The 15,570-nt window shown below is 40.0% G+C and carries 13 protein-coding genes; 8 read left to right on the plus strand and 5 right to left on the minus strand.

The features are described 5' to 3' along the window. Positions 1 to 23: 23 nt before the first annotated feature. Complete coding sequence (locus tag H5116_RS17150) at positions 24 to 902, plus strand: DMT family transporter (RefSeq protein ID WP_173400220.1); 879 nt, start codon at positions 24 to 26, stop codon at positions 900 to 902. A gap of 66 nt (positions 903 to 968) precedes the next feature. Here the strand turns inward: H5116_RS17150 and H5116_RS17155 are convergent, their stop codons facing one another. The 4 genes from H5116_RS17155 to H5116_RS17170 form a co-directional block, all read right to left on the minus strand. Then, complete coding sequence (locus H5116_RS17155) at positions 969 to 1,286, minus strand: multidrug efflux SMR transporter (RefSeq protein WP_182716702.1); 318 nt, start codon at positions 1,284 to 1,286, stop codon at positions 969 to 971. After that, positions 1,286 to 2,818 (minus strand): bifunctional GNAT family N-acetyltransferase/carbon-nitrogen hydrolase family protein, encoded by a 1,533-nt coding sequence (locus tag H5116_RS17160; protein ID WP_024595458.1) that lies wholly within the window; start codon positions 2,816 to 2,818, stop codon positions 1,286 to 1,288. Before H5116_RS17160 ends, H5116_RS17155 begins: the two co-directional genes overlap by 1 nt. An 88-nt stretch (positions 2,819 to 2,906) precedes the next feature. After that, positions 2,907 to 3,755: an MBL fold metallo-hydrolase gene (locus H5116_RS17165; protein ID WP_138489820.1), complete on the minus strand. Its 849-nt coding sequence runs from the start codon at positions 3,753 to 3,755 to the stop codon at positions 2,907 to 2,909. Between the two features lie 58 nt (positions 3,756 to 3,813). Further along, positions 3,814 to 6,099, minus strand: a complete 2,286-nt coding sequence (locus H5116_RS17170; protein ID WP_182716703.1) for a penicillin acylase family protein — start codon at positions 6,097 to 6,099, stop codon at positions 3,814 to 3,816. A 156-nt stretch (positions 6,100 to 6,255) separates the two neighbouring features. On the opposite strand from H5116_RS17170, the gene ycaO reads away from it, so the two are divergent. From ycaO to folX, 7 genes are all read left to right on the plus strand, one after another. Next, positions 6,256 to 8,016 (plus strand): 30S ribosomal protein S12 methylthiotransferase accessory factor YcaO, encoded by a 1,761-nt coding sequence (ycaO, locus tag H5116_RS17175; protein WP_024595461.1) that lies wholly within the window; start codon positions 6,256 to 6,258, stop codon positions 8,014 to 8,016. Between the two features lie 115 nt (positions 8,017 to 8,131). Beyond that, positions 8,132 to 11,494, plus strand: a complete 3,363-nt coding sequence (locus H5116_RS17180; RefSeq protein ID WP_182716704.1) for an ATP-binding protein — start codon at positions 8,132 to 8,134, stop codon at positions 11,492 to 11,494. Positions 11,495 to 11,537: 43 nt separating this feature from the next. Continuing rightward, complete coding sequence (locus tag H5116_RS17185) at positions 11,538 to 12,167, plus strand: YceH family protein (protein ID WP_182716705.1); 630 nt, start codon at positions 11,538 to 11,540, stop codon at positions 12,165 to 12,167. A gap of 68 nt (positions 12,168 to 12,235) precedes the next feature. Continuing rightward, complete coding sequence (gene nadE, locus H5116_RS17190; protein ID WP_182716706.1) at positions 12,236 to 13,066, plus strand: ammonia-dependent NAD(+) synthetase; 831 nt, start codon at positions 12,236 to 12,238, stop codon at positions 13,064 to 13,066. A 223-nt stretch (positions 13,067 to 13,289) separates the two neighbouring features. Continuing rightward, positions 13,290 to 14,009, plus strand: a complete 720-nt coding sequence (gene folM, locus H5116_RS17195) for a dihydromonapterin reductase (protein WP_182716707.1) — start codon at positions 13,290 to 13,292, stop codon at positions 14,007 to 14,009. Positions 14,010 to 14,031: 22 nt separating this feature from the next. After that, on the plus strand, positions 14,032 to 14,586 hold the full coding sequence (folE, locus tag H5116_RS17200; RefSeq protein ID WP_002962341.1) for a GTP cyclohydrolase I FolE: 555 nt from the start codon (positions 14,032 to 14,034) through the stop codon (positions 14,584 to 14,586). Between the two features lie 4 nt (positions 14,587 to 14,590). Next, a complete protein-coding gene (gene folX, locus H5116_RS17205; protein ID WP_002962340.1) occupies positions 14,591 to 14,947 on the plus strand; it encodes a dihydroneopterin triphosphate 2'-epimerase in 357 nt (118 codons plus the stop codon). Positions 14,948 to 14,951: 4 nt separating this feature from the next. Here the strand turns inward: folX and H5116_RS17210 are convergent, their stop codons facing one another. Next, the gene (locus H5116_RS17210) at positions 14,952 to 15,398 is read right to left on the minus strand and encodes a YqaA family protein (RefSeq protein WP_182716708.1); all 447 of its coding nucleotides are present in this window, start codon (positions 15,396 to 15,398) and stop codon (positions 14,952 to 14,954) included. Positions 15,399 to 15,570: the final 172 nt, after the last annotated feature.

Here is a 15,570-nt window from a genome sequence, read left to right on the forward strand (position 1 = left end):
CTTACATTTTAACGATGACGACCATGACCTGGATATTTTTCACTTTTTTAGCCGCCTTCATGCAAGCATGGCGTAATGCCCTGCAAAGTAAATTAAGTAACGATGTGAGTGTGGCTGGCGTAACACTCTCTCGCTTTATTATCGCAGGCCCTATTGCTGCGGTGTATTTATATGGTTTGTATCAATATCAAGATACAGCCATGCCTACGTTTAATAATGCCTTTTGGGGATTTATTGTAGGCGCAAGTGTGATGCAAATACTTGCCACTGGTTTAATGGTTAAGTTATTTAAAATGAATAATTACGCCGTAGGTGCTGGTCTTGCCAAAAGCGAGGCGTTAGTAGCAGCCATTTTAGGTGTATTATTTTTTGGCTCGGCACTTTCTTTGCTCGGTTGGCTTGGTGTGTTTTTTGGCGCTATTGCCGTATTGCTACTCAGTGGCATAACAAGCGTTAAACACTTTAATGCTAAAACAGCATTACTAGGACTGGCTTGTGGTACTTGCTTTGCACTTACATCGCTGTGGGTACGAGAAGCGAGCTTAAATTCAGGATTATTATTTCCTCACTCAGCAGCTTGGGTTTTGCTGTTTGTAATTAGCTTACAAACACTAATACTACTGGGCTATTTATTATTAAAAGAGCCGCAAACACTTAGTAAACTGTGGCAATACAAAGGTACTACAGCCGCAATTAGTGTTTTTAGTTGTGTCGGTTCTATTGGCTGGTTTAGTGCAATGAGCTTACAGCACGTTGCTTACGTTAAAACACTTGGACAGGTTGAAGTGTTTTTTACCATGCTAATTGCCGTTCTTTGGTTAAAGCAGCCACTTAAGAAACAAGATACTGCTGGCTTAATACTCATAGCCATTGCCGCTGTTTTGGTTATGTTGCCGAATTAAGGGCATAAAAAAGCGCAGGCTTTTATACCTGCGCTGTTATAATTTTTATAGCTTTAAGAACTGGTTCTAAGAGCTTATTTTAAGTGTTATCACACCACTAATAATCATTAATACTCCCGCAATACGACCAAATGTAGCTGCATCGTTATAAAAAAATATTCCCACTAAAAACGTACCGGCGGCCCCAATACCTGTCCATACGGCGTATGAGGTACCCATTGATATTTGCCTTTGTGCAAGCCACAACATAAAACCACTAGCGACTAAGAATACCACCGCTATTGCTATGCCTTGCCAGCGTGTATCAGCGTTTTGCGAAATTTTTAAGCCAATCGGCCAGCCAATTTCAAGTAACCCAGCAATAATTAAGTACACCCACGCCATTAAACGTCTCTCTTTTTAACAATCACTTCGTATAAATCTTCGCGGCGATCTTTTAAATTACGCACTGTGCCTTCGCTGTGAAGTATTTTAAGCTTATCCATATCAAGGTCACTAAATAGCAGCATTTCGGTGTTTGGTGTGGCTTCGTTAAGTGTTGCATCGTGCGGGAACGAAAAGTCCGATGGCGTTAATACCGCCGATTGTGAGTACTGCACATCAAGACTCTCTACCTCTGGTAAATTACCCACCGAACCTGCAATTACCACATAACATTCGTTTTCTATTGCACGCGCTTGTGCACAGTGGCGCACACGTAAATAACTGTTTTTAGTATCAGTCCAAAATGGCACAAACAGAATATCTAACCCTTGTTTGGCCAATATGCGTGAAAGCTCAGGAAACTCTACATCGTAACAAATTTGAATACCTACACGACCGGCATCGGTATCAAACACGGCAATTTTATCGCCGCCTTGAATAACCCAATCGTTTTGCTCATGCGGGGTTATGTGTATTTTACGTTGCTCGTCTATTTTACCGCTACGATGGCATAGGTAACTTACGTTATAAATTTTATCATCTTCGGCAAGTGGCATAGAGCCGGTAATAATATTAGCGTTGTATTCTATTGCCATACGCGACATGGCGTTTTTAAATGTCTCGGTGTATTCCGCTAAATAGCGAATCGCTTCTGTTTGATTACTTTGATTTCCTAGCCCCATTAGTGGCGCATTAAAAAACTCAGGGAATAGTATAAAGTCACTTTTGTAGTCAGATACGGTATCTACAAAGTATTCAACCTGCTTTAGCATTTCTTCAACCGATTCAACACAACGCATTTGCCATTGCACAGCACCTACGCGCACTATCGATTTAGTTGACTCAAGTACCGTGTCGGTTGGCTCATACATAATGTTATTCCACTCAAGTAGAGTGGCGTAACCAACAGACTCTTGATCCTCCGGTAAATACTTTTTAAGTAATCGTTTTACCTGAAAATCGTTAGATAACTGAAAACTTAAAATAGGATCGTATAATTCTTTTTGATCTACTTTTGCAATGTATTCCATTGGCGTCATTTCACTGCTGTGATTGTAATAACGCGGAATACGCCCACCTGCTAAAATAGCGCGTAAGTTATATTGGCGGCACAATTCTTTACGGGCATCATAAAGGCGACGACCTAAACGCATGCCTCTGTGACTTTCGCTAATAGCAACATCTAAGCCGTATAGCGCATCGCCGTCGGTATCGCTAAATACACGGTCGTGACCGTCTGCAATATCTTCGTATGTATGCGGGTTTGAAAAACGCGTGTAATCAACCTGCACGCTTAATGCTAAGCCCACCAGCACGCCGTCATCCACAATACCTATTTGCCCTTCAGGAAACTGGTCTATTAATCTAAAAATGGTATGACTTGGCCACGCACCGCCTAAGTCGGGATACGCTTGATCCATCAAGGTTTTAATTTGCGGATATTGCTCTCTGGTTAAGTTACAAATTTCAAGATGGGTTTTTTCTGCCGACATACACAACTCCTTTGGGCATAAGAAAATAAAAGCCGAATGTACGTTAAAGTACACTCAGCTTTGTATCATGTTTTTTACGTTACGCGTACTACTTTAAGCTACGATAAAAAAGTGTGGTTACTTTCTCTTTTGGTAACCAGCCTGCGTATTCAAGATTCAGCTCAGCCAATGGATCGGCTTTAAGTACTTGCTCTAAGCTTGCATTATTTTGCATTGCTTTTAGCATTACGTCTTTCGCGTTTTGAACTAGCTTACCATACGCTATCAGTCCTGAACGGTCACTTACCTTGCCGTGTCCTGGTATTACTTTAGTGTTGTCGTCAATTTGATTAACTACATCGTTTACTGCCGCTAAAATACCATCAACGCTGCCGCCGCTATCTACATCAACAAACGGTAAGCTGCCAAAATTAAAGTAAATGTCGCCCATGTGCACTATGTTGTCGTTACTAAAAAAGATAACGGAGTCGCCATCGGTGTGTGCATGTTCGTAATGCACTACATGGGCGTGTTCGTTATTAAAATGTAGTTTTAAGTCGTGACCAAAACTAATGCGCGGTAAAAAGTCTGACCCCTCCCCGTGCTGCTCTTCTAAACGTTTGTGTACATTGTCGTGCGCTATAACATGCGCACCCGCTTTAGCAAAGTTCTCGTTGCCACCGGTATGATCGCCATGATGGTGAGTATTAATGACAAACTCTGCACTGCCTGGTTTTAAATCGCTAATGGTTTTTTTAATATCATCTGAGAGCTTGGCAAACTGATCATCAATAATATAAATGCCATCATCACCTACACTTGCTGCAATATTACCGCCTTGCCCAAATAGTACGTATACATGGTCACTTAGCTTTTGTGCTGTTACTGGGCCATCATCTGCTTGCGCTGTAGTGCTTAGTAATAAACCTGTTATTAATGCGGGTAGTATTTTTTTCATTTTAGTTCTCTGTTGTTTTATTGGTAATTATATAGAACGTGTTTAGCTATACTTTAGTTCATCGTGTCGGCTTTATTACTATTTGATGTATTAATTCTTGAGGCAATAAAGGTGTATGCTTACCTTCAACGTAATCACTAAACCCCGCTCTGTAAAATTCAGAAAGAGGGTGCCCCGATTGCCCACCAGGAATAGCTAAAATTGCATGCTCTAAATGCCCAGGTTGAGCAATAAAACGCTGCGATGCGCCAAAACTACGCCCTTGTACGGCGGGCATATAACTATCTCCAAAACCCGCTGCTGTGGGCATATTTAATAACTTAGCAAGTAACGGCATTTGCTTTGCAAACGGATGCTCTATCACTAACTCATTTACCTTGCCCCACTGCCAGTTTTGTACATTATTACCAAACTGTTCTGTAAGCTTAGTAATAGTCTGGCTAAATGCTCCTTGTAGCTGCTCATCCCAGCTTTTAAATTGTGGGTTTATCCATGCGTCGGGCTTGTTGTTTATAAGCTGCCAAACAGCGGGCTCTAAATCTCGTTTTACGTATTTAAGTGTGCCTTGTTGTTTATTTAATTCATCTTCCATATTGCTAAATAAAATATTAATCACTTCATCGCGGTAGCGCTTAACTAAGGTATACCCTGTGGAGGTTGAACACGCACATTGCTGCCAGTTTTCAAGCGCTGTTATATATTGCTGATTTTTAGTTTGATCGGCTTTTAATTGCTTTAATAGCAGAGCATGCCAAGGCATTAAAAAGCGAGCTTGATTATCAAGTTGTAATGCGTAAAAGTCGCTCTCAGCAAATGTTTGTTTTTCAAATAATCTATCGCGAATTTGACTCGAACGTGCGCCGAGTGCATAACCACCATTACCAAAACGCGCGTCATCCTCAGCCGATACCACGCGAGAATTACCAGTCCATAATCGACCGCTTTGCGGGTTTTTAATAAAAGGGCGTTGTAGTTCATTTTGCTGCCAAAGCGCTGAGTAGTCATCGGCATTTACGCCAAGCTCACTTGGCGTTTTACGAGCCGGTATACCGCCCATGTTTTTCCACGCTGCGCTACCAAGGCTGTCTACCACCATAAGGTTTTGTACCGGAATGCCCACATCGCTTGCTACAGTAAGTGCATCATCTACTGTTTTAGCTTGCTCTAATTTTAATAACTGCATATTAACGGCATAAGGCTGATGGGCAGCCCAGCTCAACGCATAAGGTTTTTCGTTAATATATTTTACAGGTCCGTATTCACTGAGTATTAATGAATAGTTTTCAACCTCCCCATCGGGTAATGCAATAGGTTCATCAACTTGCCATGTTTTACTATCATCGTTTAATGCAATCCAATCGGCTGTATCTAAATAACCGTTAGTAAATCCCCATGCAACATTGTTGTTAGTGCCAACAACAATGGCAGGTGCGCCGGGCAGCGATACACCGGTCACCTGAGTCTGCTCACCACTGTGCATGTAATTTAATTGTGCCCTGTACCAAATTACAGGTACTGCCATCGATAAATGCATATCATCCGACACCATTCCAGCCCCTGTTTTAGTAAGCGCTCCTGTAACAGCCCAGTTATTACTGCCGCGCTCTTGGTTTGATTCAATATTTTTAACTATATGCTTTGTTTGAGTTGGAAAGGTAGGTATGCCGTCACTATAAGGCGCTAATTTGCTGCCATCAAGCGCGGCTTGGTAATTACTCGGTTGCGTTAAAAAATCAACCATTTGCTTTGTGTACGCTTGCTCAATTTGAATAAGTGCTTGGTCGCGCTCAAATGTGGCGCTTTGTAAATCAAGGTACATGCTAAATATCACAAGTAGGCTGTCTTCACTTAGCCATGGCTTTTGTGCTGCACCGGTTAGTAAATATTCAAAGCTTGAATACCCTACTTGCGCTAAGCCTTCGTTTACACCTTGAGCGTAACTTTTAAGTAATTGCTTATCTGCCTCTGGCAGGGTTTGTAAAATAATTTGGCTACGTTTACGTAATTGATGAAAACGCATTTTTTTATCGAGCCCCAACGCTGCTTGGCCAAATAATTCACTTAACTCACCTGCGGCATTACGCCTTAGTAAATCCATTTGAAAAAATCGGTCTTGCCCATGCGCATAACCTAAACCATAGGCAGCGTCGTTTCGGCTATTGGCGTTTATTACTGCTTGCCCTAGTGCATCGCGCGAAATTTTTACAGGCTCTACTACCGCGTTACTGCGTCCGTTTCCATCAAGGGTGGGTAAACTTAAACTAAGTACCCCATAAACAACAGCGGTACTTGCCAGCCCTAATATCACAATTAATAACAACAAGCGTTTGATTACTTTAAACATCACCGTTTCCTTTGCACGTTTTGACCAAGCGTTAAGCACATATAATAACCACAGTTTTATTAAATAATAATGTTCTTGCTCGCAAAGGGTGAAATAAACATCAAAATCCACGATAATGTCAGCTCCACACATCGTGCAGAACTAGTTGAGATCAATATGACTGAAAAAACATTTATCAAAGGTAAAGACCGCGACCTAGAATCGTCAATCTCTACCATGCAAAACAAGCTTAAAGCCCTAAACATTAATGTTGAAGAAGCGCTTTGGCTTAACCCTGTAGCTAACTGTTATTCGGTTCATATAAAAGACAGCGACTGCGGTGTTATGTTTACCAATGGTAAAGGCGCAACCGACAAAGCATCTATTGCTTCAGCACTCGGTGAATACTTTGAACGCTTAAGCTGTAACTACTTTTTTGCAGACTTTTATCTAGGTGAAGAATTTGCTAATGGCGAGTTTACTCATTACCCAAGCGAAAAATGGTTTAAAGTTGAAGGCGATGAAGTGCCAGAGGGCATTATGGATGAAAGCTTATGGGATTACTTTGACCCAGAGCGCGAACTAAACGCATCACACCTTTTTGATTTTAACTCAGGCAATATCGATCGTGGTATTTGTACCCTGCCATACACACGCCAACGCGATAACCAAGACGTATACATTCCGGTAAACGTTATCGGTAATATTTTTGTATCTAACGGTATGAGCGCAGGTAACACCAAGTTTGAAGCTCGCGTACAAGGTTTATCAGAAGTATTTGAACGTGCTATTAAAAACCGTATCATCGCCGAAGGTATTTGTTTACCAATCGTGCCTGAAGACGTTGTTAAGCAATACCCTAAAATTCACGAAGCGTGTGAAGAGCTTCGCAGCCATGGCTTTCATTTACGTATTGCCGATGCGTCACTTGGGGGTAAATACCCTGTAATGAGCGTAACGCTTATTAACCCAACAGATGGTTCTGTATTTGCTTCTTTTGGTGCTCACCCATCATTTGAAGTTGCACTTGAGCGTACCGTGACTGAGTTACTACAAGGTCGACGTCTTGATCAGCTAGATGTATTCCAACCTGCAACATTTGATAACGATGAAGTAGCAACACCAGAGAACATTGAACTGCACTTTATTGATTCAAGCGGTTTGATTTCGCATGATTTTTTCCGTGCAAAACCTGATTTTGAATTTGTACACTGGGACTTTAGCGGAACAACTGAAGAAGAATATAACTTCTGTACTGACCTAATTCATAGCATGGATCATGATATCTACATCATGGATTACACGCACCTAAACGTATACGCGTGTCGTATTTTAGTACCAGGCATGTCTGACATTTACCCTGTTGATGAGCTTATTTGGCGTAACAACAACGAAGGCGCAAAATTTCGCGAAACATTCCTATCGCTTGATCAGTACGATGCAGAGCAATGGATGGAAATTTACGACAGCCTAGAAGAAGCAGGCCACAGCGATATTATCCGCGCCGCAGAATTTATTGGCCTTGCAACCGATGCCGACACACCATGGCACACACTGCGTATAGGTGAGCTTAAAGCACACCTATGTTTAGCTGCAGGCAGCGAAGAAGCCATTGATTGGGTTGACTGGATACTTCATACAGGCCAAGTAAACGAAGAGGCAATGCGCCACTTCCGCTGTTTAAAAGCAGTTCTTGAAATTAAATACGATGACGAGCGCGAATACGCAGATTACCAAGATGCACTAGGCTTAATGTTTGGTGCTAATAATGTAGCGCTGGCTATAGAAATTGCCGAAGGTAAAAAGCAGTTTAACGGTTTAACTTTCCCTGGTTTATCGCTTGAAGGCTTTAAAAAGCATGCGGCGCTACTTGATGGTTACCGCAAGCTACATGTAGCAAAGCAAAATCACTGGGCGCGTGAAGTTAGCGACTCGTAACTCGCTAAACTACTAATTATAAAAAATAAACGGCGCATTTGTTAATGCGCCGTTTTCATTTGTGTAATAAATTAGCTATAGTTAATTTGCCTAAATTAACGCCACGATGTAGCAAATGCCACCATCTACTAACAATAAAAAAACGAACGTTCATAACTTTAAGTTGACCTTTTGGTTATCGCTTACGCTAACTGTACTAGTTGGTATCGTACTTGATCGTATTAACTACAATCGTATTAAAGATGCCCATCGCCTACAAATTCTTTCTGAAGTAAGTACATATCGAGCTCAATTAGAATCTATTTTAGTTTCTAATATCCAACTAGTTCGAGGCTTAGGTGTTGCCGTAGCAGCGCAGCCTGATTTACAGCAAACACAGTTTGAACAAATTGCCCAACCACTATTTAAAACCTCAAATGAGCTTCGCAATATTGGTGGCGCACCCGATATGGTAATTCGTATGACTTACCCCTTAAAAGGTAATGAAAAAGCACTCGGTTTAAACTTTTTAGAAGAAAAAAACCAACGCGCTGATGCTATTAGAGCTCGTGATACAAATACCATTGTAATGGCTGGCCCATTAAAATTAATCCAAGGTGACATAGCACTTATAGCCCGAGTTCCTGTTTACATACCGCCAGATAATCGCTTTTGGGGATTACTTTCAGTTGTTCTCAACATTGACAAAGTCTATGAAAATTCAGGTATTTATGAGCTAGAAAAAGAATACAACGTCGCTTTACAAGGCAGGCATGGACTTGGCAGCAAAGGGGAGTTTTTTTACGGTAATCAAAATATAATAGAGCAAGACCCCCTTGAGTTTACGTTAAGCTTTCAAGGTGGCAATTGGCAACTTTACGTAGCACCTAAAATAGGTTGGAGCCCACCAAATTCAGCTGTATGGCCACTTAGGCTATCAATTATAATTATTTGCGGGTTATTAATTTGGGCCTTTTTATTCTTTTTGAAAATGCTTAATCGCCAGCAACAAAACGAAAAAATGCTTGAGGCAATGAGTGATCTAGCCCAAATAGGCGCATGGTCATTTAACTTAGAAACGAAACAAGTGTATTGGTCTGATATGACCAAAAAACTATTTAAATACCCATTAAATAGCCAACCAGAATGGCCTAAAGATTTAAATTACTTTAAAAAAGGCACTAGCAGAGAAACAATTAAACCTTTAATTGAACGAGCCATAAAATATGGTGAAAGCTACGAAGTTGAATTAGAAGTAATGGATGAAGAAGGTGAATCTGTTTGGGTACTCGTACATGGTGAAGCAGAACGAAAAAATGGACGATGCACACGTATTTTTGGCTCATTACAGAATATTGATACCCGTAAAAAGATTGAATTAGAAAATAATAAAACAGCATTACACAACGAAATTTTAGCTTCCCTTACCGTTAATAAATTAATATTAACTGGGCAGCTGAGCCAATCGAAAGATATTATCACTGAAGCAATCTGCCAAGCATTTGATATTAAACGTGCCAGTATTTGGTTTTTTAATGAAGACAAATCCCAACTAAGCCCTTTTGCCATACATAGTAAACATTCGTCTAGTGATAAAATTGACTCTATTTGGCTAAGAAAAAATCTTCCCGGCTTTTTTAATGCAATAGATCACCAGCCTGTATTTAATGTGCCTGACGCCCAAGAACACCCAATACTCGAGCCAATTAAAGAACAGTATTTAATGACTCTCGAGATTAAATCAATGCTGTGCGTAATAATCCCTGCAGGAAGTGGCGCTATAGGAGTCGTCTGCGCAGAGCAATGTCAATCAAAACGCTACTGGTCTAAAAACGAAGAAAGCTTTTTAATTGCCGTTGCTGCGTTAATAGGCAGCTTGCACTCAAGCCAACAGCGAATTGAAACCGAACAAAAACTAGTTTCTGCCAAAGAAACCGCCGAACAAGCTGTTGAAGCTAAAAGTGAATTTTTAGCGAGTATGAGCCACGAAATTCGCACCCCAATGAACGGTGTTTTAGGGATGCTTAACATAATTAAGCAAACTCAATTGGACCTACAGCAGAAACATCATATAGAACTTGCTCAATCATCAGCTCAATCTTTGCTTAATATAATTAATGACATATTAGACTTTTCTAAAATTGAAGCCGGTAAGCTCGATATTGAAAACGTGCAATTTAATTTACCTCGGTTATTAGGCGAAGTGGTGGAATCCTTTGCTTTAAAGGTAGAACAAAACAATACAAAACTTATTCTAGATGCTACTCAAATAACTGTTAGCGAGATAATTAGTGACCCTAACCGCTTGCGCCAAATTTTAAATAACTTAATTGGCAACGCGGTTAAATTTACTATTGATGGCGAAGTAGTCATTACTGCCAGAATAGATGAAACAACGGATGGCTCGTTCCTTCAATGTTCGATTATTGATACTGGTATTGGTATTGACCCTAAAAAACAAGCGTCGTTATTTGACTCATTCACACAAGCCGATGCTTCAACAACACGCCAATTTGGGGGCACAGGGCTTGGCCTTGCCATAGTAAAACAATTGTGCGAACTGATGAACGGTGAAGTGAGTGTAAACAGTATGCAAGGTGAAGGAAGTACATTTTCTTTCACAGTACAAATACAACCGCGCTTAAGTAAAGAACAAGATTTACCGAGTCATTTAATTAAAAACAAACATATTTTAATTATTGATGAGTGCTCGTTAAATGCTAACACCGCTAATAAGCAGCTCACTGTTTGGGGTGCAAAAGTTAATTGTATACATAACTATCTTGAGGTTGATGATTACTTAAGTAATGTAACCACCCACCCTGGTGCTATTTTAGTTGATTACTACTTTTTTGAAAAAGCCCCACAAACGCATATCACCGCGCTTAAAAACTTTATAAATATGCATAGTTGCAAGTTAGTTATTATGGCGCCAATGAGTTATTCGTCTGAGGAGTCTAAAGTAGGTATGGAAGTCGACTGTATGATTTTCAAACCTCTCACACCGTCTGATTTGTTTGACTCACTCACAAACGATAAATACATTGAACAACAGCAGCAACAAGCACAGCTTCAAAACAAGCTAACTAAAGCGCCAGTACTCGATTCATCAGAACCACAACTATTGCTTGTTGAAGACAATAAAATAAACCAAGTGGTTGCCTCTGCGCTATTAAAGCAGGCGGGTGTTACTTTTGATATTGCCGAAAATGGCCTTGAGGCAATTGTAAAGCTCAATGCAAAACAAGGTAAACCATATAAGCTAGTTTTAATGGATTGCCAAATGCCCGAAATGGATGGCTACCAAGCCACTAAAGCCATTAGAGAAGGTGATGCAGGTAAAGATAATGAAAATATTACTATTATTGCGCTAACAGCCAATGCCATGCAGGGCGATAAAGAAAAATGTCTAGCCGCAGGCATGAACGACTATTTAAGTAAGCCTCTCGATTTAGCTGCATTACAACCAAAGCTTCAACAATGGCTTGGCATTCAATAAAGGTGTAAGCTAATAAAATACGCTTACTAATTTGAGATTATTTATGCAGTTATCAACAAATCAACAACGTATTCTTGGTTGCCTATTAGAAAAACAAAGCACGACGCCAGAGCATTATCCGCTATCGTTAAACGCTCTCGTGAACGCATGTAACCAAAAGTCTAATCGCGATCCTGTGTTAAGTCTTACAGATGAAGACGTGCAAAACGCACTTGATGAACTAATAAAAATGCGTTTGGTTACAATAGATGAAGGTCTTTCGGGTCGCGTAAATAAATACGATCACCGCTTTTGCAACACTGAATTTAGTAATCTGCAATTTTCTGCTCAGCAGCGTGCCATTGTTTGTTTATTACTTTTGCGTGGTGCTCAAACCCCTGGTGAATTAAGAACCCGCAGTGCTAGACTTGCTGATTTTAATAACGTAAATGAAGTAGAGACAGCGCTCAATAAACTGATTGAAAGCGAGTACGTCACAAAGCTAGAGCGTGAAGCTGGTAAACGTGACAGCCGATATATTCATTTATTTGGCGAACAACAAAATAATCCTGCCGATGCCTTCGTTGCTCTACCAAGCGAAGTAATTAAAGACAAAGAATTAAGCGATTTACTTGAAGAAGTAGAAAAATTAAAAGCAGAGCTTCGCCAAATAAAAGCTCATTTAAAACTTTAATTAACTAAAACTAAATCACATAATAAGTTTATTGCGTATCACATATTAAATTTTATAAGGAGCTGGCAATGCGCGCCGAAATTATGGCTGAAATGAAGGTTCAGCCAACGATTGATGTAAATGCTGAGATAACTCGCCGAGTTAATTTTATTAAAACACGTTTGGTAGCAGCTCATTCACGCTCGTTAGTACTGGGTATTAGCGGTGGTGTTGACTCATCAACCTGCGGCCGCTTATGTCAACTTGCTGTAAACGAGCTAAATAAAGAACACGATACTGACAAGTATCAGTTTATTGCAGTGCGCCTACCTTATGGTGTACAAGCTGACGAAGATGAAGCACAAATGGCGGTTGATTTTATTCAGCCAAGTAAACGTATGACCGTAAACGTACAACCTGCGGCTGATGCATTGCATGAGCAAGCGCTAGCTGCCGTAGTTGGCTGTGGTGAAGCACTGCCTGAGCAAGCTCAAATAGATTTTATTAAAGGTAATGTCAAAGCGCGTCAACGTATGGTTGCTCAGTACGAAATTGCAGGTTTTTGCCAAGGCCTAGTAGTGGGTACCGATCATAGTGCTGAAAACATTACTGGTTTTTATACTAAATTTGGTGACGGCGCGTGCGATTTAGCCCCTCTGTTTGGTTTATCAAAACGCCAAGTTCGTGCACTTGCTACTGCGCTAGGTGCGCCAGCTTTATTGGTAGATAAAGCACCTACAGCTGATTTAGAAAGTGACCGCCCAGGTTTAACAGACGAAGAAGCACTTGGTTTGAGCTATGAGCAAATTGATGACTTTTTAGAAGGTAAACCTGTGTCTAATGATGTTGAACAAAAGCTTGTAAACATTTACACGCGTACACAACATAAGCGTCAACCAATTCCGACAATTTACGATTAAGGTTTAGTAGCTAAAATAAAGCAATTAATGCCTTTGAGGATTAATTGCTTTTTTGATCGACAGATTAAGAAGCTGCGTATATTTTAATAAATTAACGCTTTGAATTTTATAATACCAATTGCATTAAATTAGTGAGCTATTATAGCCCTATGAAATAGCGATAGAATGATGATATTTTTAATTATATTGGTATAACTACCCGCCAAAGAGAACACTGCCTTATATGACATCGCCCATTTTAATTACCGGCGCAGGCCAACGCATTGGTTTAGCACTCGCTCAGCATTATATAGCCCAAGGGCAGAGTATTATTATCACGTATCGTACTCGTCACGCCGCTGTTGATAAATTAGAGCAACAAGGCGCTGTATGTATTTATGCCGATTTTAGTACCGATGAAGGTATTAGTACATTTATAAATACGCTTAAAGAGCATACAACATCGCTGCGCGCTATTGTTCATAACGCATCAAGCTGGGACTGCGAAGCTAACAACCCTGACTTTGCAGCACTGTTTGATAATATGATGCGGATACATGCCAAAACACCGTATTTAATTAATTTAATGTGCGCAGAGCTGCTTTTAAACTATCAGCAAAATGAAAAAGTACCTGCCGATATAATACATCTTACTGATTATGTAGTTGAAACAGGCAGCCCTAAACACTTAGCTTATGCAGCAAGTAAAGCAGCACTCGACAACCTAACCAAATCGTTTAGCGCTAAATATGCGCCAAATATAAAAGTGAACTCGGTTGCTCCATCGCTCATTATTTTTAATGAACATGACGATGAACAATATCGAGCTAAGACCCTTAAAAAATCATTAATGGGCATTGAACCCGGATGCCAAGAAATTATCAATAGCATTGATTTACTATTACAAAGCCACTACATCACAGGGCGCTCTTTGCCTATTGATGGCGGTCGTCATTTAAAGTAAATATAAATAAACTGAGATATTTATGCACAATGAATTAAAAGAAAGTTATGAAAAAATCATCACCGCTGTAGGCGAAGATGCTAACCGCGAAGGCTTACTTGATACGCCAAAACGTGCTGCAAAAGCAATGGAATATTTAACGCAAGGGTATCGTCAAACGCTTGATGAAATAACTAATAAAGCAGTATTTACATCTGACGCTGACGACATGGTATTAGTACAAGACATAGAGCTCTACTCTATGTGTGAGCATCATTTACTGCCTTTTATTGGCCGTTGCCATATTGCTTATATACCAAACGGTAAAGTATTAGGCTTGTCTAAATTTGCCCGTATTGTTGATATGTTTTCACGCCGTTTTCAAATTCAAGAACAGTTAACGCATCAAATCGCTAAAGCAGTTGAAGAAGTTACTGGCGCTAAGGGCGTAGGCGTTATTGTTGAGGCAAAACACATGTGTATGATGATGCGTGGTGTAGAAAAGCAAAATTCAAGCATGCGTACATCAGTAATGTTAGGTAACTTTAGAAGCGATCCTAAAACACGTAACGAATTTTTGCAGCTTATAAAAGGTTAACCCTATGGCTAATGCAATTATTAACGTTACTAATTTACGCCTGCGTACGTTTATTGGCTTTAACCCCGATGAGCGTGAAAAAAAGCAAGATGTAGTGATTAATCTAGAGATTCACTACCCTGCTGATGATGCGTGTAAAACGGATGAAGTTGACCAAGCACTTAATTATAAAGTGATCACCAAAGAAGTTATTAGCTTAGTAGAGCAAGGGCACTTTTTACTGCTAGAAAAATTAGTTGCTGAAATTCTTGCCGTTTGTCACGCGCACCCAAGCGTTCATTACGCTAAAGCACGTGTTGATAAACCACATGCACTGCGTTTTGCCGACTCAGTGTCGTTAACGCTTGATTGGGCTAAATAAGCACTTAAAAACTTATTGAAAAAAGCTTTTCGAATCCTACGGCAAGGGCGATAACCGCTAAATAGCGAGCGCCTTTGCCTAGTGTTACTAACAGTAAAAAGGTACTAAATCGTACTTTAAATATGCCTCCAATCACCGTTAATGGGTCCCCAACAACCGGTAACCAAGCAAATAACAAACTATACACTCCATATTTATTAAATTGCTTTTGTGCGCTATCAAGCCCTTTTTGCGATACCGGAAACCATTTTTTATCTTTAAAACGCAGTACCTGCGTGCCTAACCAGTAATTAACACAGCTCCCTAACACATTTCCAAGTGTTGCTACGCACCACATAAGCCATAAATTAACTTTATCTTGAGTAATCATTCCCACCATTATCACCTCAGAAGAGCTAGGCAGTAATGTCGCAGATATAAATGCGCTAATAAATAACGTGAGATAAAGCATAATGCCCTTATGGCTAAACGTAAAAACCCAGCCTATAGCTGGGTTTATAATACCAATTTTATTAAAAACATGATCATTCTAGCGTATTAAATAACTCACTAACTACGTTAAAAATTATTTATATAGAACAACTATGTATCATAATTTTAGCCTTGTTATTGAGCTATTTTCT

The organism is Pseudoalteromonas sp. SG45-2 (genome assembly GCF_014164115.1).
GTDB classification, from domain to species: domain Bacteria; phylum Pseudomonadota; class Gammaproteobacteria; order Enterobacterales; family Alteromonadaceae; genus Pseudoalteromonas; species Pseudoalteromonas distincta.